The 24,687-nt window shown below is 35.2% G+C and carries 25 protein-coding genes, 1 tRNA gene and 1 pseudogene; 13 read left to right on the top strand and 14 right to left on the bottom strand.

Annotation, left to right across the window (positions count from 1 at the left end; all coding sequences use genetic code 11):
• Positions 1 to 4: 4 nt before the first annotated feature.
• The 3 genes from AC3QL1_RS18475 to AC3QL1_RS18465 form a co-directional block, all read right to left on the bottom strand.
• Positions 5 to 169, bottom strand: a complete 165-nt coding sequence (locus AC3QL1_RS18475) for a hypothetical protein (RefSeq protein ID WP_492493607.1) — start codon at positions 167 to 169, stop codon at positions 5 to 7.
• Between the two features lie 33 nt (positions 170 to 202).
• Positions 203 to 871 (bottom strand): BON domain-containing protein, encoded by a 669-nt coding sequence (locus AC3QL1_RS18470; protein WP_492493606.1) that lies wholly within the window; start codon positions 869 to 871, stop codon positions 203 to 205.
• A 73-nt stretch (positions 872 to 944) separates the two neighbouring features.
• On the bottom strand, positions 945 to 1,457 hold the full coding sequence (locus AC3QL1_RS18465) for a hypothetical protein (RefSeq protein WP_492493605.1): 513 nt from the start codon (positions 1,455 to 1,457) through the stop codon (positions 945 to 947).
• A gap of 421 nt (positions 1,458 to 1,878) precedes the next feature.
• Between AC3QL1_RS18465 and AC3QL1_RS18460 the strand changes: the two genes are divergently transcribed.
• A complete protein-coding gene (locus AC3QL1_RS18460; protein ID WP_492493604.1) occupies positions 1,879 to 2,316 on the top strand; it encodes an OsmC family protein in 438 nt (145 codons plus the stop codon).
• A gap of 43 nt (positions 2,317 to 2,359) precedes the next feature.
• A complete protein-coding gene (locus AC3QL1_RS18455; protein ID WP_492493603.1) occupies positions 2,360 to 4,861 on the top strand; it encodes a cation-translocating P-type ATPase in 2,502 nt (833 codons plus the stop codon).
• On the opposite strand, the gene AC3QL1_RS18450 is transcribed toward AC3QL1_RS18455, so the two are convergent.
• From AC3QL1_RS18450 to ppsA, 6 genes are all read right to left on the bottom strand, one after another.
• Positions 4,858 to 6,213, bottom strand: a complete 1,356-nt coding sequence (locus AC3QL1_RS18450) for an MBL fold metallo-hydrolase RNA specificity domain-containing protein (protein WP_492493602.1) — start codon at positions 6,211 to 6,213, stop codon at positions 4,858 to 4,860. The two genes, AC3QL1_RS18455 and AC3QL1_RS18450, sit on opposite strands and share 4 nt — an antisense overlap.
• A gap of 1 nt (position 6,214) precedes the next feature.
• Positions 6,215 to 7,045 carry an ATP cone domain-containing protein gene (locus AC3QL1_RS18445; protein ID WP_492493601.1) on the bottom strand — a complete coding sequence of 277 codons (831 nt, stop codon included), beginning with the start codon at positions 7,043 to 7,045 and terminating at the stop codon, positions 6,215 to 6,217.
• Positions 7,046 to 7,134: 89 nt separating this feature from the next.
• Positions 7,135 to 7,584: an Hsp20/alpha crystallin family protein gene (locus AC3QL1_RS18440; protein ID WP_492493600.1), complete on the bottom strand. Its 450-nt coding sequence runs from the start codon at positions 7,582 to 7,584 to the stop codon at positions 7,135 to 7,137.
• 116 nt (positions 7,585 to 7,700) lie between these two features.
• Complete coding sequence (locus tag AC3QL1_RS18435) at positions 7,701 to 8,750, bottom strand: response regulator (protein WP_492493599.1); 1,050 nt, start codon at positions 8,748 to 8,750, stop codon at positions 7,701 to 7,703.
• Positions 8,743 to 9,933, bottom strand: a complete 1,191-nt coding sequence (locus tag AC3QL1_RS18430) for a PAS domain-containing sensor histidine kinase (protein WP_492493598.1) — start codon at positions 9,931 to 9,933, stop codon at positions 8,743 to 8,745. The genes AC3QL1_RS18435 and AC3QL1_RS18430 overlap by 8 nt, the downstream gene beginning before the upstream one ends.
• A gap of 105 nt (positions 9,934 to 10,038) precedes the next feature.
• Positions 10,039 to 12,453, bottom strand: a complete 2,415-nt coding sequence (gene ppsA / locus AC3QL1_RS18425; protein ID WP_492493597.1) for a phosphoenolpyruvate synthase — start codon at positions 12,451 to 12,453, stop codon at positions 10,039 to 10,041.
• A gap of 235 nt (positions 12,454 to 12,688) precedes the next feature.
• Between ppsA and dinD the strand changes: the two genes are divergently transcribed.
• The 4 genes from dinD (at position 12,689) to AC3QL1_RS18405 (ending at position 16,358) form a co-directional block, all read left to right on the top strand.
• Entirely contained in the window at positions 12,689 to 13,555 is an 867-nt protein-coding gene (gene dinD, locus AC3QL1_RS18420; RefSeq protein ID WP_492493596.1) for a DNA damage-inducible protein D, read from the top strand.
• Between the two features lie 41 nt (positions 13,556 to 13,596).
• On the top strand, positions 13,597 to 14,019 hold the full coding sequence (locus tag AC3QL1_RS18415) for an MgtC/SapB family protein (protein ID WP_492493595.1): 423 nt from the start codon (positions 13,597 to 13,599) through the stop codon (positions 14,017 to 14,019).
• 87 nt (positions 14,020 to 14,106) lie between these two features.
• Positions 14,107 to 14,544 (top strand): hypothetical protein, encoded by a 438-nt coding sequence (locus tag AC3QL1_RS18410; RefSeq protein ID WP_492493594.1) that lies wholly within the window; start codon positions 14,107 to 14,109, stop codon positions 14,542 to 14,544.
• Positions 14,545 to 14,639: 95 nt separating this feature from the next.
• Positions 14,640 to 16,358, top strand: a complete 1,719-nt coding sequence (locus AC3QL1_RS18405; RefSeq protein WP_492493593.1) for an amidohydrolase — start codon at positions 14,640 to 14,642, stop codon at positions 16,356 to 16,358.
• A gap of 206 nt (positions 16,359 to 16,564) precedes the next feature.
• Here the strand turns inward: AC3QL1_RS18405 and AC3QL1_RS18400 are convergent.
• From AC3QL1_RS18400 to AC3QL1_RS18380, 5 genes and pseudogenes are all read right to left on the bottom strand, one after another.
• Positions 16,565 to 16,645 (bottom strand) — tRNA-Tyr (locus AC3QL1_RS18400).
• Positions 16,646 to 16,831: 186 nt separating this feature from the next.
• Positions 16,832 to 17,218 (bottom strand): annotated as a pseudogene (locus AC3QL1_RS18395) (TlpA family protein disulfide reductase); the annotation flags it as partial.
• Positions 17,219 to 17,236: 18 nt separating this feature from the next.
• Entirely contained in the window at positions 17,237 to 17,998 is a 762-nt protein-coding gene (locus tag AC3QL1_RS18390) for a DUF4369 domain-containing protein (RefSeq protein ID WP_492493592.1), read from the bottom strand.
• Positions 17,999 to 18,258: 260 nt separating this feature from the next.
• Entirely contained in the window at positions 18,259 to 18,699 is a 441-nt protein-coding gene (locus tag AC3QL1_RS18385; RefSeq protein WP_026983258.1) for a KTSC domain-containing protein, read from the bottom strand.
• A 493-nt stretch (positions 18,700 to 19,192) separates the two neighbouring features.
• A complete protein-coding gene (locus AC3QL1_RS18380) occupies positions 19,193 to 19,444 on the bottom strand; it encodes a hypothetical protein (protein ID WP_492493591.1) in 252 nt (83 codons plus the stop codon).
• An 87-nt stretch (positions 19,445 to 19,531) separates the two neighbouring features.
• Between AC3QL1_RS18380 and AC3QL1_RS18375 the strand changes: the two genes are divergently transcribed.
• The 7 genes from AC3QL1_RS18375 to AC3QL1_RS18345 all read left to right on the top strand — a co-directional run bounded on the left by AC3QL1_RS18375 (position 19,532) and on the right by AC3QL1_RS18345 (position 24,637).
• Complete coding sequence (locus tag AC3QL1_RS18375) at positions 19,532 to 20,074, top strand: hypothetical protein (RefSeq protein ID WP_492493590.1); 543 nt, start codon at positions 19,532 to 19,534, stop codon at positions 20,072 to 20,074.
• A complete protein-coding gene (locus AC3QL1_RS18370; RefSeq protein WP_089075917.1) occupies positions 20,074 to 20,220 on the top strand; it encodes a hypothetical protein in 147 nt (48 codons plus the stop codon). The genes AC3QL1_RS18375 and AC3QL1_RS18370 overlap by 1 nt, the downstream gene beginning before the upstream one ends.
• Before the next feature lie 97 nt (positions 20,221 to 20,317).
• On the top strand, positions 20,318 to 20,545 hold the full coding sequence (locus tag AC3QL1_RS18365; protein ID WP_072963194.1) for a hypothetical protein: 228 nt from the start codon (positions 20,318 to 20,320) through the stop codon (positions 20,543 to 20,545).
• Positions 20,517 to 20,912, top strand: coding sequence for a YchJ family protein (locus tag AC3QL1_RS18360; RefSeq protein ID WP_492493589.1), 396 nt, complete (start codon positions 20,517 to 20,519; stop codon positions 20,910 to 20,912). Before AC3QL1_RS18365 ends, AC3QL1_RS18360 begins: the two co-directional genes overlap by 29 nt.
• A gap of 106 nt (positions 20,913 to 21,018) precedes the next feature.
• Positions 21,019 to 22,137: a vWA domain-containing protein gene (locus tag AC3QL1_RS18355; protein ID WP_492493588.1), complete on the top strand. Its 1,119-nt coding sequence runs from the start codon at positions 21,019 to 21,021 to the stop codon at positions 22,135 to 22,137.
• Positions 22,138 to 22,335: 198 nt separating this feature from the next.
• Positions 22,336 to 23,799 (top strand): AAA family ATPase, encoded by a 1,464-nt coding sequence (locus AC3QL1_RS18350; protein WP_492493587.1) that lies wholly within the window; start codon positions 22,336 to 22,338, stop codon positions 23,797 to 23,799.
• A 244-nt stretch (positions 23,800 to 24,043) separates the two neighbouring features.
• Positions 24,044 to 24,637, top strand: coding sequence for a 2OG-Fe(II) oxygenase (locus tag AC3QL1_RS18345; RefSeq protein ID WP_492493586.1), 594 nt, complete (start codon positions 24,044 to 24,046; stop codon positions 24,635 to 24,637).
• The last annotated feature ends 50 nt before the right edge of the window (positions 24,638 to 24,687 follow it).

The following is a 24,687-nucleotide window of genomic DNA, read 5'->3' as shown; positions in this document are numbered from 1 at the left end:
AAAATTATTGTACATCATTTACTTCAGATTCGTCTTTATAAAGATTTGAAGGTTTGTTTAGTTCCTCCTCGTAAACTTTTCTGTCTTTTTGGTTTTGTCTAAAAAGATATACCATCATAATTAATACAATAATCCCGGTAAAGGTTAATATGATCCAGCTTGGTTTCATGACATTTAATTTTTATGTTAATCTCTTTTATAATCATTCTGTTAAAGCATGTTTGTACTCTACCATCAGTTGATTTTCTACAGACCAGATGCCAGGCGTTTTCCAGACTATTTTTTCAGCCAGCTCTTTTTGGTAAATTGAAGATACGACACCTGTTAGTGTAACCTTTGTTCCATCTACTTTAACAAAAATGTTTTCAGAATGTAAGGTCCAGTTGCTCGCCAGTGCCTTTGTAATAGTTTTTTTCTCAATTTCACTTTCTATCTGAGCTTTAATCCTGATATGATTGGTGACACCTTTAACTCCGGTAATATGTCCAATAGACTTTTCCGCAGCTTCTTTCTGATAATTCCAGGTCACCTGACCTTCCAGAGTAACCCATCCTTTCTCAATTTTAATTTGAATTTTTTCCTCTGGAACATTCCAGCTATCAGTTAAAGCTTTTAATGCGTCGGCAGCAATCTCTTCATCAGACTTCTTGCTGTTCGAATAACTTACTTCAATTTCTTCAACAACCGCTTTTACGCCATCAACATTTTTGGCGGCATTTTCAGCTTCATTTTTTTTATAATAAGCATCAACGGTTCCCATTAGGGTTATGATTCCATCCTTTGCAGTTACACCAATTTCTGCTGCGTGCAATTGTGGTTCCCATTTAATGGCATTTTGCACGTCTCTTTGTAATTCTTCATTTGTTTTCATGTTATTGTATTTATGGAGTTAAATAAGGTTCATGAATCTTCTATTTTTGACTTATTTTGCCAGTATGAAAGTTTTAGTTTTCTAAAACCATTCGGTTTTCTTTTTCTGTTATTGTATTTTCTTTCGGAATATGAATTTGCAATAAGGTTCTTATTTCTTCAATCTTCGCATTAGTTTCCTCAGCAAAAAGCATAAATTTTCGGGCTTTCAATCCTGTTTTGTATTGAATGATTTTGCCTCTTGAAATTCCCATGCCAATTAAAGGTAGTGTGGCGCCAAGAAGTACAGCTAAGCATGCATATATAATTGGAATCCTGAAATAAGGAATACGCGCTGCAAAGTTAAAAACGAAGAAAAAACCAAATAAAAGACCACACAAACCAATAGAAAATACCGCAAGGGTACTCCATTTCTCTACCTTGTCATAAATATCAGAATATCCCCTAACACTTTTTTCCAGGTAACAATCTGTTCCAATTATAGATAGTTTTGTAATGTCGTAATCACTTTTTTTTAGTTTTTTGATAGCATCTTCGGCTTGCTGCCATGTTTTAAACTTTGCAACAAATAGTTTTTGATTTTCCATGGTTTCTATTTTTTAGTTGTTATACGTTTCAGAGTTTGTTTTTTGGTTCTGCGGTAAGGTTTGTATTGTTGTGCGGGCTTTAAATTTCTATCGTAAAATTCTACTAAAAGAGAGAAATTTAAAATGATCTGAATCATGGATAAAAATGATTTTCAATACTTTTTTTGTTATTTATGAATGTTATTTATCTGAAAAACATTTTTAAAAACGGTATACAAAACAGAGTTCAATTACTAAAAAAGAATTTGGTAAAGTATATCACAACGATGAAAAGCAAATGACATTCATTAGCTTTAAATAAATGTGTATTTGATATTGTGATCAAAATCATTTTATCACATCCGGCAATCCCCTAATTTAGTTTAGTATTATTATTGGACTTAATAATGAGAATTGCTCTGCGCACTTAAAAAAAAATTATATGGAAACTATACGTGAATATCATGTAGATTTGGATTGGCATGAAAATCAAAATGCACGATTAAGTTCTGTAATATTCAACAATACCATAGAAGTTGCACTTCAGTCGTGTTTGCAAAATGCAGATGAAGATGTATGGTCAGCCGAACATTTGTTTATTGCGTCTGTTGAAAGTTCTTATATGGCAGCATTTTTTAAAATAGCAAAAAACAAAGGAATTGCAATGAAAAAATTTAATTGCAGCGCACGCGCCTCTGTTGTAATATCGGATGAATTTTCAGAAATTACAGATATTGTAATAAGACCGGCAGTAACTATTTCAGAAAGTTCTCAGATTAATAAAACTTTAAAACTTTTTTCTATCTGCAAGCAACATTGCATGGTTTTAAATGCTTTAAAAATAAGACTGTATATATTCCCGTCGGTTAGTGTATCATAACAAGCCAGTACTTTACGTTAGTTAATCTAAAAAAAATATCCTCATGAACACAAGCAAGCAGGAATTAGAAGGATTAAATTTTGACCAAGTTATCGATCTTAGAAAAAAATTTGGAATCAATACCTATAATTATAAAAAAGATAACAGGTTTTTAGTTTTTCTAAAAAGTATTTTTGCAGAACCAATGGTTGTTTTATTGCTCATCGCCTCCTTAATTTACTTTGTAAATAAGCAGTATAGTGACGCTATATTTCTATCTGTTTCGATTTTATTGATTGTAGCCATTTCGCTTTATCAGGAAAAAAGAAGCCAAAATGCGCTGGCAAAACTACAGGAATTTACACAGCCTTTGTGTAAAGTTATTCGTGAGGGACAGCAGCATAATATTAAAACACGAGATGTCGTTATTGAAGATTTGGTAATAATTGAGGAAGGCAGTTTAATTCCGGCTGATGGCTCTATTATCAGTTCCAATGATTTTTCGGTAAATGAATCCATACTTACCGGTGAGTCCATGGCAGTTTTCAAAGACAAAAACAAAAAAGATAATAAGGTTTTTTCAGGAACTACTGTTGTCAGCGGATTGGCTATTGTTAAAGTTACTGCCATTGGAAACGAAACCCGACTGGGTAAAATAGGAAATAGTCTTAATGCTATTGGGGAGGAGAAAACACCATTAGAACTCCAGATTGGAAACTTTATAAAAAAAATGATTTTTGCAGGAGCATTGGTATTTATTTTGGTTTGGGGAATCAACTATTCAAGATCAGGGAATGTTTTGGGAAGTCTTTTGATGGCGCTCACGCTTGCCATGAGTATACTACCAGAGGAGATTCCTGTTGCCTTTACAACATTCATGGCATTGGGAGCACGCAGACTTATGAAAATGGGTATTGTCGTGAAGCAAATGAAAACAGTAGAAACATTAGGCAGCGCAACAGTAATTTGTACTGATAAAACAGGTACAATCACCCAAAATAAAATGGAACTGGCAAGACTTTATCTGCCTTCTGGTTTAGAGGTGTCGACAGATACTTTCAGGGCATTAAAAGAAACAGAAGAACTCCTTACAACTGCTATGTGGGCCAGCGAACCAATTGCTTTTGATCCTATGGAAATTGCCCTTCATGACACTTATAAAAAATATACTGACAAGGATTTGAGAATGCTTTCTAAAATGATTCATGAATATCCTTTGTCAGGCAAACCGCCTATGATGACACATGTATTTGAAGATGACTTTGGCCATCGAATTATTGCTGCTAAAGGTGCTCCTGAAGCTATTTTAGAAGTTTGCCATCTTTCAGCTGGGGAAAAAGAAGCGGTAATGAATGGCATGAATAAATTCACACAGAAAGGCTACAGGGTACTTGGCGTTGCGACGGGAAATCTGAAAGGGAATAATTATCCCGAAACGCAGCAGGAAATTCCGTTTATATTTAAGGGATTGGTTGCTTTTTATGACCCTCCAAAAGAGAATATTGCCGAAGTTTTAAAATCATTTTACACATCCGGAATAGAGGTAAAGATTATTACCGGTGACAATGCCCGGACCACAAATGCCATTGCTCGGGAAATTGGTTTTAAGGGTTTTGATAAATCTGTTACAGGAGACGAACTCATGAAATTCAGCGAGGCTGAGCTGCAAAAAAAAGTAATGCATATTAATATTTTTAGCAGAATGTTTCCCGATGCTAAACTGCGAATTGTAAATGCTCTGAAAGCAAATGGACAAATTGTTGCCATGACAGGAGACGGAGTCAATGACGGACCTTCGCTCAAGGCAGCACACATTGGCATTGCAATGGGTAAAAAAGGAACGTCAATAGCAAAAGAAGCAGCATCAATTATTCTTGTAGAAGACGATCTTTCTAAAATGGTGGATGCTGTTGCAATGGGCAGAAAGATTTATATGAACCTGAAAAAAGCAATTCAGTATATTATATCCATACATATTCCGATAATTTTGATCGTTTTCCTGCCGCTTGCCTTACGGTGGAAATATCCCAATATATTCAGTCCGCTTCATGTAATTCTGCTCGAACTTATAATGGGACCAACCTGCTCTATAATTTATGAAAATGAACCAGCAGAAGCAGATACGATGCAGCGGGGACCAAGGCCGCCAACGTCAACATTTTTTAATACAAAAGAACTTGCAATCAGCATTCTTCAGGGGATTGTAATAACATTTGGTTTGTTGTTTGTATATCAATGGTCAGTTCATAATCAATGGAACGAAAACATAACCAGAAGTATCGTATTTTTAACTTTAATAACTTCGAATGTTTTATTGACACTTGTTAACCGCTCATTTTACTATTCGTTATGGGTAACGCTTCGATATAAAAATATCCTGGTATCGATCATTATTGCTGTTACAGTACTGTTGGTTCTGTCGTTGTTTGCAATACCATTTTTGCGCTCTCTCTTTAATTTTGAATTAATTACATTTTATCAATTCATTTTGTGTATTCTGACCGGTTCAATATCGGTACTGTGGTTTGAGGCAATAAAATATATAAGAAGAAGATCAAAAAATTAAATTTCTATTTCACTTCCCATAAGCGGAACACTGCATTTATAACCATATCGTTCCTGGATTTTGGTGCGCAGTTCATCTGCGGGAAGGTTTTCGCCATGTACTAAATAAATACATTTTGGATTGTTATTAAGAGCAGAAAGCCAGTTTAACAAATCTTCCTGATCACCATGCGCAGATAGCCCTTCAATTTGTACAATTTTGGCTTTTACAGAATAATATTTTCCATAAATTTTAATTTCATCAGCCCCTTCAATAAGTTTTCTGCCACGAGTGCCTTCCGCCTGATAGCCTACAATTATGACTGTGGTTTTCTCCCTACTGATATATTGTTGCAGGTAAGATAATACACGCCCCCCCGTAACCATGCCACTTGCTGCAATAATTACTTTTGGCAGGGGATCTTCAATTGTGCGCACGGTTTGCTCAAATTCAGAAACGATTCTGAACATTTTGAATATCTCATTACAATCATTGGCAGACAATTTATGCCACTCCATATTTTCCAGAAAGACATCAAGAACGCTGGCACCCATAGGCGTGTCAAGGATGTACGGAATGTCGGGTATTCTTCCTTCTGTTTTGAGTTTCCATAAAAGATACATTATTGACTGTGCCCTTTCAACAGCAAACCCGGGAATAATTACAGTTCCATTTTGCTGGATAGTTGTGTTGATATAGGTTTCGAGTTCTTTTTTTACGTCGAGGTCAGGATGCAGGTGATTACCGTAAGTACTTTCTAAAAAAATATAATCAGCCATTAAAGGTTTTGTTGGCGCAAACATCAATACATCATCATCCCGCCCAATATCACCTGAAAAAATCAAAGTTTTTCCCTCAAGAGTCAGTGTGATACTGCAGGCACCAATAATATGTCCGGCACTTGAAAAAACGGCAGCAATATCATTTGCTATAACAGTAGATATATTGGGCTGTATTACTTTAAAAAAAGCAAGAACATTTTCTGCCTGAGCTACACTATAGAGAGGTACTGCTTTTTCATGTTTAGAATAATGCTCTTTGTTGGCTTTATTAGCTTCTTCTTCCTGAATTTTGGCGCTGTCTAAAAGAACAAGTTTTGCTACGGCTTTGGTTGGTCCGGTGCAATATATTTTTCCTGTAAATCCTTGGGCAACCAATCGTGGAAGCCAGCCGCAATGATCCAGATGACCATGGGTGAGTAAAACATAATCTATAGTTGAGGGTAAAATTGGCAATGGTTCCCAATTGAGCTGCCTTAAAGACTTAAGCCCCTGAAAGAGGCCGCAGTCTACCAATATTCTAATACCATCGCTTTCTATGAGTGTTTTGGAGCCTGTTACTGTTCCGGAACCTCCTATGAATTTTATTTTCATCTTAGATAAGTTTACAAATTTGTGAAGCTTCTTTCAATACATTTCGAACCCTGTTTTCACTAAGTCCAATTTTAGAAAGACTATGAGAATCGTTAATAAGATCTTTTACAAGCAGCTGATCCAGAATCAGCAATTTCTCCTTTTCTACCATTGATAGAGTAGTAAGGCACGTAATGGGGTAGAGTGCCCCTTTGTCAATTTTACTTTTGATGTTGTTATCTTTGGGGTAATCCCAGCTTAATAGCGAAATTCCGCTGCAGTTTGCGAAACTTTCTGCATCTTTAGTAAATCGGTTATTGGTTACGATAATGCAGGAATTAATTGTTTCGCTGTTAAAAAAAACAGGATGCGTTTTTATTTTAAGATCATTAAAACGAGAAAGAATGTACATAGGAACTTTTACATCAGAGGAACCTTCTCTGCTGCTGTGAAATTTACATTCAATCATGGAAATCATGTTCTCTTTTTTGAGCATTACATCTACTTCATGCGAAACACATTTTCCCTGAAGCGTTAAGTTGGTTTCGGTTGTAAAGCCTTCGGCAGCATATAGTCGTGCAACAAATTTTTCAAAGAAAAAACCAGCCGGACCAAGCATTTGTAACGCAGAACGCAAATTATAGCGGGCAGCATGGCCATTTGAAGCTTTTTTTAAAATAGCAAAAGCCATTTTGTATATTTCTTTAGTGGTGATGCCTTCATACATTTGTTTCTGTATCTGTTCCAGGCATTCTGTTATAACGGCAGTGGCAGCCCCGGATTTTTGAAGAGAAAGCTTTAATTTTTCTATATCAAAAGGAACAATATGTCCAGAGTGCTTAATTACTTTCATGTTAGAATTTATAAGCTGATTTAACTAGTGCTTTATAGTAATAGAATGTATCTGCAGGTTTTCTGCAGATACATTTTCAAATCTTATTATTATCCAATTTTAATTTGTTTTACAGGAGTTTTAGGACTGCTGTTTTTTTTAGGAAGCGTAAGTTTTAAAACTCCATTTTTATAATTCGCGTCAATTTTATCAGTTGCAATATTTTCAGGAAGAACAAATGAACGGCTGAAAGAGGTAAAACAAAACTCTCTTTTTCTGAAATTTTTATCTTCCTCTTTGAATTCTTCTTCTTTTTCTGCACTGATATTCAAAACACCATTGTTAACTTCTGCTTTAAAATCCTTGTTTTGGAGTCCGGGTGCAGCGAGTTCAATTTCAAAAGTATCGGTATTTTCTATCACATTTACATTTGGGATAAAGGTCCCTTTTTGATTTGCAAAGGCAAAGAATGGAGGAATGTCCAGAAAGCCATCATTAAAAAAATCTTCAAAAATGTTGGGTAAAGAAACATTTTTCTTGGTTGGAACTAATGTTGTCATGATATACTAAATTTTAATTAAACATTTATTGATTTGTTTAACCAAAATTATAGCACATTATCGAAAAATGGGATGATAAAAATCATCTAAATAAATGATAATCATCACATTGTGGTTTAGTTTTTTAGTTTGCTGAGTTTTTCCAAATTAAGTACACGGATGGTACTGGCTGTTTTCTCAATTAGTCCTTCTTCCTTAAAGTCGCTCAAAGTACGGCTTACTGTTTCTGGGGAAGTTCCTGAAAATGCCGCAAGATCATCCCTGCTGAATTTGATGCTCGAATCATCTATTCCGTGCTGCAGCAACAAATGCACAATGCCCTGGGCAATTCTTTTTCGCACGGACATATACGCTATCTGCAAGAGGCGGACCTCTTTTTCCCTCATGTCATTGGCGAGAATTTTAATGAATTTTGCCCCAACATCGGGATAGAGGAAAAGAAGTTTATCGAGCTGTTCTGTTGGAAGAAAACTCAAAACAGTATCTTCCAGAGCGATAGTGGTATCGTTATAGGTATCATTAGAAAATAAAATGCTGATATCCAGATAATCATTCTCTTTATATACCCCTGTAATGAGTTCCCGGCCGTCTTCGGTTAATTTTACAGTTTTTACTTTGCCGCTGATAATGTAATAGATTCCTGTTACGTGATCGCCTTCATAATGAATATATTGATTTTTTTTATACTGCCTTGTACTTCGTTCGAGCATTATTTCCTTGAGTTTTACCAGACCATCTTCTTTGGAAATAACAGTGTTGAGGTTTTCGGCCGTTTGTCCGTAAAACAGTTGCTGCAATTCTTGTTTTTTCAATCGCGCCTCTATAGCCCGTAAAAGCTCCAAATCGTCAAAAGGTTTAGTGAGGTAATCATCTACTCCTAGTTCCATGCCTTTACGAATATCGGCCCGTTCTGCTTTGGCAGTTAAAAATATTACAGGTAATGTTTGTGTTTCGGGATTCTTCTGGAGAATATGTAATACTCCATAACCATCAAGTTCGGGCATCATAATATCGCACAGTACAATATCGGGTTTCATTTTAAGTGCAATTTCAACTCCGCTTTTTCCGTTGTTTGCTTCAAAAACTTCATATCCGGAAAGTTCGAGTATCTCAACAACATTTTCCCTGATATTGTCATTGTCCTCAATAATAAGTATTTTAGTCATAGCGTGGTAATTCAATAGTAAATAAAGTTCCTTTATCAACAGCACTTTTAAACGATATAGTACCGTTCATAAGCGATACGTAGCGTGAAACAATATGAAGGCCGAGACCTGTTCCCGGAATATTTCCTGTATTGTGCGCCCTGAAAAAAGCCTCAAATAAATGTTCATGATCTTCCTCAGGAATACCTATGCCATTGTCTTTTACGTTTATTGTTATTGTACTGGCATTAATTGAAGTAAAAAGTTCAATTTCAGTTTCTTCCCCCGAGTATTTAATGGCATTAGAGACAAGATTAATGATACAATTTTTGAGAAGGTTTTTGTCTAATTTTACAAGTGTAACTTCGGTATTGGGTATGCTGATGATCTTTTGTTTTTTTTTAGTCAGAAGTTTTAATTCCCCAATAATTTCCTTTATAAAATCCTGAAGATCAAAACAGGATATTTGCAAGGTAATTTTATTGGATTCCGCTTTTTCAAGTAGCAGAAAGTCATCCAGAATTACTGTTAGATTTGCAATAGCACTTTTGATTTTACGGATATGGGTTTCAATTTTTGGATTGTCAAAATCTTCGCAATAGCGCTGAATTAAAGAGGAAGAAAGCTGAATGGTGCTTAATGGCGTTCTAAATTCATGAGAAGCCATTGATAAAAGGCGGCTTTTAATTTTGTGGAGTTCTTTTTCTTTTTCTAACGTGCTACTGACTTCTTCTTTTGTCTGGGTCAGGGCATCAATAGTTTCATTTAAAGTCGCAGTGCGGTCTTTTACCAGTTCTTCCAAATGTTGCGTATATTGCATTAACCGGTTTTCTGCTTCTTTTTGATGGCTCATGTCATGGATAAAACCTGCAAAAATTCTTTCTCCCTCAAATTTAACTTCACTCACGCCAAGTCGGAACGGGAAAATATTGCCGTCTTTTTTTCGTCCCAGTACATCTCTGTCATGGCCAATTATATGTGGAATTCCAGAAGATTTGTAGCTCTCTAAATAAGAATCATGTTTTTCCCGATCTGGAGAAGGCATTAAAAATGAAATGTTTTTTCCAATAACTTCTTCGGGAGTATATAAAAAAAGCCGACAGGCTGAAGGATTTATCGATTCTACAATTCCCTTTTCGTTAATTGTTATGATGCCATCGATTGCATTATCAATAATTGCATTTAAAAGTGCTTGATTTTTCATATCGCAATCGGTTTTTGGTCTAACAAATGTCGCAAAATGTTTTTGATAACCAATCTCTTACAAGTTTAATTTTTGATGAAAAAAATATTTATCCTATATGTAAAATCATTCTCTAAACGTTGTATGTATTTTCTCTTCATTACTATTTTTATTAAAAACTGTGTTAACATTTTTAATACCATTTACCAAGGCATCAGCGTTGAAAGAAATACTTTTAATTCCCGCCATGACTAAAAATTTCGTAAATTCTGCCGAGTCACTGGGAGCTTGTCCGCATATACCTATTTTTTTTTCCATTTTATTGGCTGTCTGTATCATTTGAAGAATAAGTTTTTTAGAAGATTCATTCTCCTCGTCAAAAAGATCGGCGATTAATTCAGAGTCGCGGTCAATACCCAATGTGAGCTGTGTAAGGTCATTGGATCCTATAGAAAAACCATCAAAAATTTTCGCAAATTCTTCAGCCAGTAATACATTTGATGGTATTTCTGCCATGACATATATTTCAAGTCCGTTTTTATGCTGTACTAAGCCGCATTCTTCCATAATAGCAATGACTTTTTTTCCTTCTTCAGGAGTGCGGCAAAACGGAATCATGAGTTTTACATTGGTAAGCCCCATATCATCTCGTACTACTTTCATTGCCTTACATTCAAGCTTAAATCCTTCACGATATTTTTCATGATAATAACGTGAAGCGCCCCGAAAACCAAGCATTGGATTTTCTTCCTGGGGTTCAAAAAATGAACCTCCCAGAAGACCTGAATATTCATTGCTCTTAAAATCGCTCATTCTCACAATAACTTCTTTTGGATAAAAAGCAGCGGCTATTGTGGCCACACCCTGCGATAGTCTTTCAACGAGGTAATCTGCTTTTGTGTCATAATTTTCTGTGAGTTTATCGATTGCTGTGCTTTGAGCGGGATCAGTTACTTTTTCTGTATGAATGATTGCCATTGGATGTATTTTTACATTATGGGATATAATAAATTCAATACGTAGTAATCCGACACCATTATTAGGATGAAAAGAAAGTTCAAAAGCTTTCTCCGGCTCAGAAACTATTAGCTGGACTTTTGGTTTTCCCGGAAGTTTAATTTCATCAAGAGATGTGGTTGTTTTTAAGTATTTCAATTTATCTTTATAAATATATCCTGTTTTTCCCTCAGCACAGCTTATGGTAATAAAATCACCATCTTTTATTAGTTCGGTAGCATTTTCTGTTCCTACTACAGCTGGAGTTCCAAGTTCACGGGCTACTATAGAAGCGTGACTTGTTCTTCCCCCTTTATTGGTAACAATTCCGGCCACTTTTTTAAGAATTGGATCCCAATCAGGACTTGTAAAATTAGTGATAAGAATATCTTCTTCTTGTAATGCTGAAGCTTCTTTTGGAGAGTGCAATATTCTGGCCATACCACTTGTGACAGCATTTCCTATGGCTTCACCGGTTATGATGACTTCTCCTTTTTTTTCTAATTTATAAGAAGTTATCGATAAAGGTTTAATTTGAGAATGAACAGTTTCAGGTCTGGCCTGGATGATATAGAGCTCGCCGTTCATCCCGTCCTTTGCCCACTCAAAATCCATTGGTTTTTTATAATGATTTTCTATAATAAGCGCCCATCTTGCCAGTTTTTCAATTTCAGAATCCTGAAGTACAAATTTACTGCACCATTTTCTGGGAGTTACTTTTAAAACAGTTGAATTGATACCGGCTGAATTTTCATTATAAATCAACATTTTTGTTTTTGCACCAAGATTTTTTTGCAGAATGGCTTTTTTGTTGTTTTTAAGAGAAGTCTTAAAGACAAGGAACTCATCGGGAGTTACAGTTCCCTGAACAATGGTTTCGCCCAGACCCCATGTACCAGCGATATGAATCAAATCACGAAATCCTGATTCGGGTTCAAGCGTAAATCCTATTCCGGAACAGGCCAAATCTGAGCGAACCATCTGTTGTATTCCTACAGAAAGAAATACTCTGTAATGATCAAAACCTTTATCTATTCTGTATTTGATGGCTCTGTCTGTATAAAGTGACGCAAAACAGCATTTAACTGCATATATAAGTGGCATATTTCCTTTTATATTTAAAAATGAATCATGTTGGCCGGCAAAACTCGCATTGGCCAGATCTTCTGCTGTGGCACTGCTTCGTACGGCAACGGTCATTTCATTATCTTTGGATAAGTCTGTATATGCAGATGAAATGGCGGTTTGAAGATCCAGCGGAAATTTTGCATCGAGCAATAATTTTCGGGCTTTTGAACCAATTTCATTTAAGTTGGAAAAACCTTTCTTATCCAAAAGTTTCATCAACTCATCTAATGGAGCATTTAGATTATTATACTTTATAAAATCTTTATAGGCAGTTGTGGTAATGGCAAAACCATTTGGAATTCTGATTCCCTGCGGAATAAGATTGTTATATATTTCGCCCAAAGAAGCATTTTTGCCGCCTACTTTACTAATATCATTAATCCCTATCTGATTAAATCTTAAAATATACTCTTCCATTTTTCATTGCTTTTAAAATCTCGTATTTATGGCTTTAAATTTCATAATAAAAATAAGGCGATACAGAATTATTAGAAATGACGACAGTCATTTAATACGTTTTTTTTTGAGGTTAATGACTTTCTGATATGTGATGCAGATCATTTTACAACACTAAATTATAAATGACATTTGTTGCACTATCATATTCTAAAAAAATCAGGATTTATAAGTTTTATAATTGAAAAAGTGCAACATGAAAACAAAAAAATCACAAGAGAACAACATATCAGTTTTTGAAAAAATTAGAAAAAGAGATAAAAGCGGTCATGAATTTTGGAGCGCTAAAGAACTTGCTAAACTGCTGGATTATCCCAAATACAGCTTGTTTTTGACGGTATTGGATAAGGCAAAAGCAGCCTGCCTGAATGCTGGTCAGGAAACAGCTATACATTTTAAAGATGTCGGTCCGATAAAATCAGTGGGTGATGATTTACAAAGAAACAATGGCGATATAAAACTATCGCGTTATGGCTGCTATCTCGCAATTCAAAACGGAGATCCAAATTTGAAACCCGTTGCTTTGGGACAGGCTTATTTTGCAACGCAGACCCGTTTACGTGAACTGAGCCAGCAGAAGCATAAAAATTTAAAAATAGTAAAAGAGAGAAGGTTTTTTCTTCGAGAAGAACTGGCTAAAAGAAATCTTCAGCTTGCAGGAGCAGCGCAAAAAGCAGGCATAACAAAACCTTCAGATTATGCCTTTTTTCAGAATCATGGCTATAGAGGTCTCTACGGAGGATTAGATGTAAAAGCGATCCGTGAGATCAGAAACCTAGACGCAAATGAAAATATTCTGGATTATATGGATAGTGATGAATTAGCGGCCAATTTATTTCGTATTACACAAACCACAGAGAAACTCAAAAATGATAATGTACATGATATTGCGGATGCCAATAGTGTTCATTTTACCGTGGGATTAAAAGTTCGTAAAGCGCTAGAAGATGCCGGAAATACTTTGCCGGAGAATATGTCGGTAGTTGAGGATATTTCTTTAGAAGGGAAAAAAGATAAAGAATTGAAATTTAGAAAAAACAGCAAAAGAAGAACTGTTCACTAGATCAAAAGAGTAAAAATTTTAATCATTTAAAAATTATAGTTTTGAGTACAACAGAATTTTTATTTCGATTATTAGCCGCCTTAATTGCCGGATTAATTATTGGTTTTGAAAGACAATGGCATCATAAAGAAACGGGGCTTACTACAAATATGCTTGTAGCAACCGGAGCTGCCGCTTTTGTATTATTGTCCATAAAAGTTTCAGCCGTAAATTCAAATATTGATGTTACGCGAATTACTGCCCAGGTCGTTATGGGAGTGGGCTTTCTGGGAGCCGGAGTTATTTTTAGAGAAGGACCAAATGTACATGGTCTAAACTCGGCTGCTACGATATGGTGCAGTGCTGCTATTGGCTGTATTGCCGCTTCGGGATATTTTATTGAAGCATTAGTGTGTACACTTTTAGTTGCTATTGTAAATACCGTTCTTGAACCAGTAGATCAGTGGCTGCGAAACAGAAAATAATTATAGAGACAAATTTCTATTTCAAAACTAATGAGAATGGTTAATCAGTTTTAATAATAATCGAAGGGACTTAATTAAGTAATTCATATGAAAACAAAATTCTACATAATAACTTTCATTGGTCTGCTATTTTATAGCTGTCAGCAAAAGGATTCGATCGATTCAAATGAAAATATTGATTTAGATTCAGTTGAAATCTCTGGCATCAATAATGAAATGCTTAGAAAATGGTTCTCATTGAATAAGGAATCAGACAGTATTATGTCTTCGGCGCAACTTATTATTAAAAAGCAACGAGAAGAAGTCGAATCACATCCGCAGGATGAGCGAGAGTACATTAATACCTGTATTGATGAAGCTCAGCAGCATCTTGATGAAATGAAGAGAAAGGTAAAATACATCAGACAATTTGCAGTTCAAATTGAACAATATAATCCCGAGGTACAGCAGAAGATTGATTCGCTAAAAGAAGATTATATTCAGGAAGAAATAAAGCTGAAGGAAGCATTAATTCAATTGTATTAGTTTGAAATTAGATATACTGTCAATTAAATAATTAAAAAACAGTATGTTGTTTCCCTATGTAAAAGATATAAAAAACAACTAAAAATAATTTTGAAATGAAAAATATACTATTGACATTCATGTTATTAATTACGTTTACAAGTTGTAAAAAAGAAGCTAAAGATTCTGCAGATACCATTTATTATGGCGGAGATATCATAACAATGGAAGGCAGCCAGCCACACTATGTGGAAGCGGTTGGGGTAAAAAACGGGAAAATTATTTTTGCAGGCTCAATGGCTGAAACTAAAAATTTTCAAGGGAGTGAAACTGAATTGAGAGATCTAAAAGGAAAAATAATGCTTCCGGGATTCATAGATGCACATGGACATGTTTGGAATGCCGGATTTCAGGCTGTAGCAGCTAATCTGCTTCCTGTACCTGATGGCACTGGTAATGATATTGCAAGTATTGTTTCATTGCTTAATAAATGGAAAGCGTCTAACAAAAATGCTATCGGAAAATACGGCTGGATAGTGGGTTTTGGATATGATGACGCCCAATTGAAAGAAAAGCTTCCTCCAACTGCAGATGATCTAGATAAAGTATCTGAAACGATCCCCGTTGTTATTATACACCAGTCCGGGCATTTAGCCGTAATGAATCATAAAGCATTAGAAATGTCGGGTTACAACGCCACATCAAAAAATCCTGCAGGGGGTGTGATTAGAAGAAAAAATGCATCTGACAAGCCAAATGGAGTACTGGAAGAGATGGCTATGTTTACCCCTCTTTTTAAAATGATGGGAACACTGGACGAAGAGGCTAATGAAAAAATTGCTGAAGCAGGTCTAAAATCTTATGTAAGATTTGGATTTACAACTGCACAGGAGGGAAGGGCGACAAGTGATGTCTGCAATACATGGCTGAAACTTGCCGCTAAAAATAAACTCACTATTGATGTTGCTGCTTATCCTGATATACAAAGTCAAATGGCTTATATGAAAAAAAATGGCATTCAAAAAGAATATAAAAATCACTTTAGGATTGCGGGGGTAAAACTCTCACTGGATGGTTCTCCGCAGGGTAAAACGGCATGGCTGACAAAACCCTACATTATTCCTCCTCCGGGCCAGCCGAAAACTTATGCCGGCTATCCTGCATTTCCAAAAGAGAGCGATGCTGTCGCACTTGTAGATTCTGCATATGCAAATAACTGGCAGATTTTAGCCCACTGTAATGGAGATGCCGCTATTGATGAGTACATAACAGCAGTAAAGCATGCCACCCAACTGTATGGAAAAAAAGACAGGCGTACAGTTGCTGTACATGCACAAACTGCCCGCTTAGACCAGCTAGATGCAATGAAATCCTTAGGAATTATGCCTTCTTTTTTTGGAATGCATACCTATTATTGGGGAGACTGGCATAGAGATGAAACGTTAGGAAAAGAAAGAGCTTATCATATTTCACCTGCTGCAACAGCTCTTAAAAAAGGAATGATTTTTACACAGCATCATGATGCGCCTGTTGCGCTGCCTAATAGCATAATGATTTTGTATTCTGTGGTGAACAGAATCAGCAGAAACGGTGATGTGATTGGGCCTGAGGAAAGAATCAGCGCTTATGACGCTTTAAGGTCCATAACGATTTGGGCGGCTTATCAGTATTGTGAAGAAAACAATAAAGGATCCATAATGAAGGGAAAATTGGCTGACTTGGTAATCCTTGATAAAAACCCAATAAAAATAAACCCTTTAAAAATTAAAGACATTCAAGTGGTTGAAACGATTAAGGAAGGAAAAACTGTATTTAGCAATGCTGCTTTTAAGTAAAATTAATAATATGCCGATTGTTGTGGCAAAATTAAAGGCAACTCCAACATAAAAATACCACAATTTGCCACAGAGATCTTAGTATTTAAAAAAAATAAAAACGTCTTAAAAGCAAAAAAATCTACAAACATGAGCATTTAAATTCTGAATGTTCCAAAGTAAATTTTGTCCATAAAAAAAGTCCTAATTTTCATTAGGACTTTTTGTGGGGAGAGCAGGATTCGAACCTGCGAAGTTTTCACAGCAGATTTACAGTCTGCCCTCGTTGGCCGCTTGAGTATCTCCCCGATCTCAGCGTTGAAGCGCTTTGTTGTTCTAAGCGGTTGCAAATATATAAACGTTTTCGGGGTTTACAAACAAAAAATGCAATTAATTTTAAGTTATTTTTCAATTAATTTTTAATTCATTGGTATTGAATAAAATAAAAAAATCTCCACTAGGGAGATTTTTTTGTTTTGTTCTGAATCCTGGTCTTATTTGGCCAAAAGTTCAACTATTTTTGCTTTTAATTCCGGACCTCTTAAATCCTGAGCGACCACTTTTCCTGATGAATCAAGAATAAAAGTTGCCGGAATTGACTGAACTCCGTATTGCGCTGCAATAGGTTCGTCCCAAAATTTTAAGTTTGAAACCTGTGTCCATGTCAAACCATCTTTAGCGATAGCTTCTGTCCATTTACTTTTTTCCTTATCCAAAGATACACCAACGATGTTTAGTCCTTTAGAATGCAATTCTTTGTAAATAGCAACCACATTCGGATTCTCTTTTCTGCATGGTCCGCACCATGAAGCCCAAAAGTCAACGATCGTTACTTTTCCTAAGCTTTCTTTAAGCGAAATTACTTTCCCTTCAGGATTGGGTGCAGAAAAATCTGATCTTCATTTAGCGTCACCAACAGGAGGAGCTGTTGCACCAACCGCAGGCATTTTTGCTTGACCAAGTTTAGTTTTAATTTCTTTACCAGGAGTTGTGTTTTTCAATGACTCATCTAAAGAGTTATATAAAGCTTCTGCTTTTTTAATATCTGTAGAAGGATCTCCTAACATACCTTGAATAATCAACGCAGAGATAAAAGATTTTGGGTGACTTTCAGCGTAAGCTAAATATTTCTTTTTAGAATCTGCCTGAACCTCAGTTTGAATTTTCATGTATTGTTTCATCAAACCGTTAATCGTAGCTGTATCCTGAGCTTGTTGAGCAGCCTGCATCTTTTGAGTGTTATTTTTTTGGAAATCAATCAACGCTTTTTGAGTTTTAGTAAGATCGTCATTGAATTTTACATACTCGTCATTATTGTAAGTTCCGGAAATTTTAGATTTATGGATACTGTCTTTATCGATTGCAATTTTAATTTCTCCTGTTTCTAAGATAAAAGGAATTGGTCCGTTTGCACCTTGAAGAATTAAAGTATGAAATGCTGGTTCAGTTACTTTTCCTTTAATTTCAAATTTTCCATTTTCTACTTTTACTGTATCAAGCGCTAATGGCATTTTTGTAGTTGGGTCCTGACCTTGAAGAATGATTGTTTTTCCGTTTTCAATTCCAGTTGCAGTTCCTGTAATTAGGTATTCTCCGTCTTTAACTTTGCTGCAAGAAATTATCGCTACAGAAGCGGTAAGTAAAAAAAGTATTTTTTTCATTATAAAAAATTAATTAGTTAATTGATTTGTGCAACAAAAGTATCTAAAAATATAAAACAGAAAGAATTTTGTAACCTAAAATTTTGTTATAGTTTTTTTGTGCTTAATTGTCATGTTTTCAGTGTATTTACTAGTATAATTAAACTTAAAACTTCCAATTATATTATTATTTGGAAATAAAATATATAATTTTCTGATTTTTAAGCATAAAAAAAGCATCCTGTTGTCAGAATGCTTTTATATTATAGTGCGGTTTAAATCTATTCCTGATTTGTCTTTTTTCTCCAGGTAAAAGAGTTTAAAATGTGTCTTTTTGCGAATCTTCCAGGAGAATCTGCGTTTACCATTTTCACGTAAGTAGCTTTAGGAACACTGATGTATTCGTAAACACTTCCGTTAGAAAAATCGATAATTAAACGACCTTCAACAAATTTATAATCAGTGATTGAACAAGTTGAAATCGTTTCTGTATATTCAGGTAAATTTGCTTTAATTGTCTCAGGGTTAATACTAACCAAAAAGTGGTAAGCCTCAATAATAGCTTTACTTTTTTCTTCTGCAGCTTTTAAACCAGCGTCATCACCTTGAAATTTATCAGGATGAGATTCTTTCATCGCATTGCGATAAATGGTTTTCAAATCTTTTAATTCTGCAGTTTTATCAACGTTTAGTAACTTGCGGTATTCAACTATTTTTTTCATAAATAAAAGGTAACTTATTGTCTATTAGTTTGAAATGAATGTTTTTTACTTCAAAACGACAAATTTTTTGCAAAGGTACACTTTTTTTTAACTTTTTACTTTTCATAGAAAAAATATTCAAAAAAAATGTAAAATGCTGATTCTGAAATATAATAAGTCAGATTTAAAATAACTTCTTCATTAAAAGAATAAGAAGCTGTTCCCGCTATCCGTTGCAAACGAAGTTCACTGAACTCCAATTAGAATAAAAATAAAGTGAAGTAATCTTTTATGCTGAACCCCAGCATAAAAGGATTTCCACTTCTATCGGGGCTAGGGTTTTAGGTTTCATAATATGTTTATAATTAACAACAAGCCAAAGTATATATTATAAATGTTGAACAAAAACACAAAGTTCGTAAAGCATTGTGTTTAACTAGCTTTGCGAACTCTGCGGTAATTTTTTTAATTTCAATCTGAAGCTGAAAACTGCGACCGAAAACTGAAAACTTTTTTATTTATCCTCAGCCTTAAGATTTGCTTTATGAAAGTTTTTTGATTTCTTAGGATATTTATCATAACTAATATCGCTCGGATTTTCGATAACAGATTTAATCGTAATCAAATCACCAACAGCATGATTAGCACTCACTAATTTATAATCTAAAAGATATTCGCCACAAAAATAATTGTTGTTTTCATCTTTTTCTATGATGCCGGTATAAACTCCTTTTTGCAGCATTTTTTCGTGTGAATCCTTAGACATGACTTTATGTATTTAAAATTGAAGCCACAAAGTTAATCATTTATTGTTTGATTTAGGGAGTTCGCAACAATCTCAGTATATTTGCACATGCAAAAAAACTTCAAGCCACATCCTAATTCGTTCAAAAATACATTTTGTGTTTTTCATGAAGTGCTTGCAGATGAAGTCGAAGGTTTAAAAAAACAGTTTGAGAGCAAAGCTGGAAGTACCTATTATTATACCGAAGCCGGAATGTATCGCGTTTCAAACCATTGGGGAAGACTGGCAAACAGCAAATGGCGTTTAATTGCAATGGAACCCGAGACGCCGTCGAAAACCAAAATAGGTTTTGCAGCCTGGAACGAATTCTATGCGGATAATGCCGAAGAAAAACTATATTACATTGAGGCCGATTTTGATAAAAATACCGTGACCTATCAGCATAAAAAAAATCCGAAATATGATAAGAAAGCGATTCTGAGGACCAGTTTTGAAACCACAAAACGCATCAAGCAAATACGGAACCTGCAGCAATTAACGTCATGGGCAAAACATTTTGATTATGATGATATTGATGATTTGAGAAAGCAAATTATAACAGAATTGATTTTTACCGAAAAAACTTTAGACGAAATTAAAAGAGAAATATAATGGGACGCAACAACGAAAGGAATATCAAAAAGCACAACGATAAATTGCACAAAGCCCAAAACAAAGTAAAACAGGCCGAAATTGCACGTAAAGAAAAACTAAAAGAGATTATCAAAAAGTTCAACGAAGACAAAAAAGAAGAATAAAAAGTTTCAAGTTTTCCTTGTTTCAAGTTTCAAGTTGCATACAGTAACCTGAAACTTGAAACCTGAAACCTGAAACAAAAAAACAATACAATAAGATATGAAATTTGAAGATTTAAAAATAAGTGTGCAGGAGATTATCGATTTAATCGCTGCAAAAAATAACAGAGAAGCCAATAATAAATTGCTTGAAGTAAATGAAACTTTAGACGAAATGCTGGATCATGCAGAAGAAGATGAAGATTTAAGAGAAATCAGCCGTTATCAGGTTTTATTGAATCAATTGCATGTCAAAATTAATGGCGAAGAGCAGGTTGATGGAGAATAAATGCTTTTGCGATACCGGTTTATTGTTTAAAGATTGCTGCGGATTGTATCTGGAAAATAATCAAAAAGCGCCAACAGCTTTAGCTTTAATGCGTTCCAGATATTCCGCGTATGCGACTCATAATGCAGATTATCTTTTGGAAACCACACATGTTTCTGAAAGGAGATATTATTCGAAAGAGGAAATTCTGAAATGGGCAACAAGCAATAAATGGCAAAAACTGGAAATCCTGAGTTTTACCGAAAACACAGTGGAGTTCAAAGCTTATTTTCTGGATTCAAACAGTAAACCCCAAACGCATTACGAATTTTCTACTTTTAAATTCGAAAATAATGCATGGTATTACCTTGACGGAAAGTTTGAATAATTGCTAAATTTATAAGGAATTTCACCCTGTTTTGCTTCGATATTTTAACTAAAAATTAATAAGCGTTTCTTTTTTCGTAATTCTAAAATAGTGTAATTTTAGAATTATGAAAAACGAATTTAAAAAAGGTTTTTATTTTAAGACGTACGAAGCCCCGTTTCAGTCTCCGTTTGAAAAGCTTTTTGGTATTTTTAAAGAGCTGATCACCCATACTTCGGGGGATTTTGACGAAGCGATAGACTGGCTTCGCGAGTTGGATAAAGAGTATAAACTTACCGACGAAAACTACACAATCGATGATTTTATCGAAGATTTAAAAAAGAAAGGTTACATAAAAGACGAGGTTAAAGAAGATGGAACCGGCGGTTTTGGAATTACTGCCAAAACAGAACGCGCCATCAGACAGCAAGCTTTGGATCAGATTTTCGGAAATTTAAAGCGTTCCGGAAACGGGAATCACAAAACCAAACATGCCGGAAATGGAGATGAACATACCGGTGAATTCCGTGAATTTAATTTTGGTGACGGTTTAGAGCGTATTTCCCTAACAGAAAGCCTTCGAAATGCACAAGTCAATAACGGCGTTGAAAGTTTCATGCTGACCGAAAATGATTTGGTTGTAGAAGAAACACAATACAAAGCCCAAATGAGTACGGTTTTGATGATCGATATCAGCCACAGTATGATTTTGTACGGCGAAGACCGAATCACACCTGCCAAAAAAGTGGCAATGGCTTTGGCTGAATTAATCACGACACGTTATCCAAAAGACACATTGGATATTTTGGTTTTTGGAAATGACGCCTGGACAATTCCAATTAAGGATTTGCCGTATTTGCAAGTAGGTCCGTATCACACAAACACCGTTGCAGGATTGCAACTGGCGATGGATATTTTGCGCAGAAAGCGAAATACCAACAAACAAATTTTCATGATTACCGACGGAAAACCAAGCTGCGTTCGCGAACGTGACGGTTCTTATTATATGAACAGTAATGGCCTTGATGAATATATAGTTGACAAATGTTACACGCAGGCACAACAAGCGAGAAAACTTCATATTCCGATTACGACTTTTATGATAGCAAACGATCCGTATTTACAGCGTTTTGTAAATCATTTTACAGAAGCCAATCAGGGAAAAGCATTTTACACCGGACTAAAAGGTTTGGGTGAAATGATTTTTGAAGATTATGAAACGAATAGAAAGAAGAGAGTGCGTTAAATAGGTTCAAAGTGGCAAAGGTTCAGAGGAACAAAGGTTTTGGTTGTCACGCTGAATTTTGTTGTCACGCTGAGTGTAGTCGAAGCGTTTTTACACAAAGCACATCGTAGAGGCGAACAGCAGTGCGTCTCCGCAAAGAAATGACACAATCCTTTCGCACATTTACAAAAAATATAAACAATACATATTTCAATAAAAATGGAAATAAATAACATAAACACATTAGGTCAGTTAAAAGCCTCGGGATATAAAAGTACAAGTATTAAAGACGAATTGCGAAACAATTTACGCGGGAAAATCAAATCGGGAGCTCCGGTTTTTGAAGGCGTTCATGGTTTTGAAAATACCGTAATTCCAGAATTGGAACGCGCTATTTTATCGCGTCATAATATCAATTTATTAGGACTTCGCGGTCAGGCGAAAACCCGTTTGGCGCGTAAAATGATCGAATTGCTGGATGAATATATTCCGTTTGTAGCGGGATCTGAAATCAATGACGATCCGTTGAATCCAATTTCTCGTTTTTCAAAAGATCTTATCGCTGAAAAAGGGGATGAAACCCCAATTTCGTGGCTGCACAGAAGCGAACGTTTCTTCGAAAAATTAGCAACACCAGACGTTACCGTAGCTGATTTAATTGGAGATGTTGACCCGATAAAGGCAGCGAATTTAAAATTATCATACGCAGATGATCGCGTAATCCATTTCGGAATGATCCCAAGAGCAAACCGTTGTATTTTTGTTATTAACGAATTGCCTGATTTACAAGCCAGAATTCAGGTAGCATTGTTTAATATTTTACAGGAAGGCGATATTCAGATTAGAGGATTTAAATTGAGAATGCCGCTTGATATGCAATTTATTTTCACGGCAAATCCGGAAGATTATACAAATCGTGGAAGTATCGTTACCCCTTTAAAAGACAGAATTGGTTCTCAGATTCTAACACATTATCCTGAAAGTGTAGCAATTGCAAGAACAATTACAGAACAGGAAGCAAAATTAGATCAAAACCAAAGCGACATTGTTTATGTTCCGGGTCTGGCAAGAGATATTCTAGAGCAAATTAGTTTTGAGGCTCGTGAAAGCGAATATATCGATAATAAAAGCGGTGTAAGTGCGAGAATGAGTATCACGGCTTTTGAGAACTTAATAAGTACGGCAGAACGCCGCGCCCTAAAAGCCGGAGTTGATAAAACAAATTTGCGTTTGTCTGATTTTATTGGAATCATTCCCGCAATAACCGGAAAAGTAGAATTGGTTTATGAAGGAGAGCAGGAGGGAGCAGCTGCAGTTGCACAGAACTTAATAGGATCTGCAATTCGTACTTTATTCCCAACGCTTTTGCCAAAAATAGAAAAACTGGAAAAACCGGGAGAAAAAACACCATATTCTGATTTGATAGAATGGTTTTTCGCCGAAAGTGGTTTCGAATTATTAGACGATGCTTCTGATGCTGAATATCAGCAAATCTTAGATGAAGTAACTCCGTTAGATGTTTTAGTAAAAAAATACCAGCCTGAATTGGATAAAGAAGACAAATATTTCTTCAAAGAATTTATTTTATGGGGGTTGGTTGAATACAAAAAACTAAGCAAAGATCGCTTCGCACAAGGACATCAGTTTAAAGATATGTACGGAAGTTATATTAGTAAATTGTAAGTTATGAATTATGAGTTTTGAATTATAAGTTATAAATTACCTCTAAATATCCAAACCCGACAGGTTTTTAAAACCTGTCGGGTTTTTTTATGCGCGGCTATCTTTGTCAAAGTTTAAAACTTTGACAAAGATTGTGCGATTCAATTCTACTAATATTTTTATTTATTGAAAATAAACGCATTACCAGTTTTATTTCCTCTACCTTGCTCCGTTGGCTGTATTTGCAGTTTTCCCAAAACAAAAAATGGAAGATAGTTTCGAAGATTTGATTGCGAGTTATATTGAGAACAAAGTTGGAATATCAGAACATTTTTTAAGTCCTGAACTGGCAAATCAATTAAAACAAAATCTGCTTGATTTAAATGAGAAAAGTTTACTACTTGCTGCCGGAATCGGGAATTCAGAAAAGCTATCTTATGATGGCGCGATTAGAAGTGATTCTATTTATTGGCTGGACAAAAAACACAATAATGTATTCGAGAATGAATTTTTCGATAAAATTGATGCTTTTATTTTATACCTAAACGAAAGCTGTTACGCCGGAATTACAGGCTATGAATTTCATTATTCCTTATATGAAACCGGCGATTTTTATCTGAAACATTTAGACCAGTTCAAAAATAATCCAAGTCGGAAATACTCGATGATCAGTTATTTAAATAGCAATTGGATAGAAGCAGACGGCGGAGAATTAATGATTCATCAGGAAAATAACAATCAGAAAATAGCGCCTACTCAGGGCAAAACAGTTTTCTTTAAAAGTAATGAATTAGTTCATGAGGTTTTGGTTACACAAAATACCCGAATGAGCATTACCGGCTGGTTGAAGAGCGAATAATGTATTTTTTTTGAAAGTATAAAACAGATAAACGTTATTTTTGTATTCAA

It is taken from the genome of Flavobacterium sp. GW823-FHT04A11 (genome assembly GCF_058796535.1).
The sequence above is the reverse complement of the archived record's forward strand: the minus strand, read 5'-3'. Positions and strand labels throughout refer to the sequence as shown.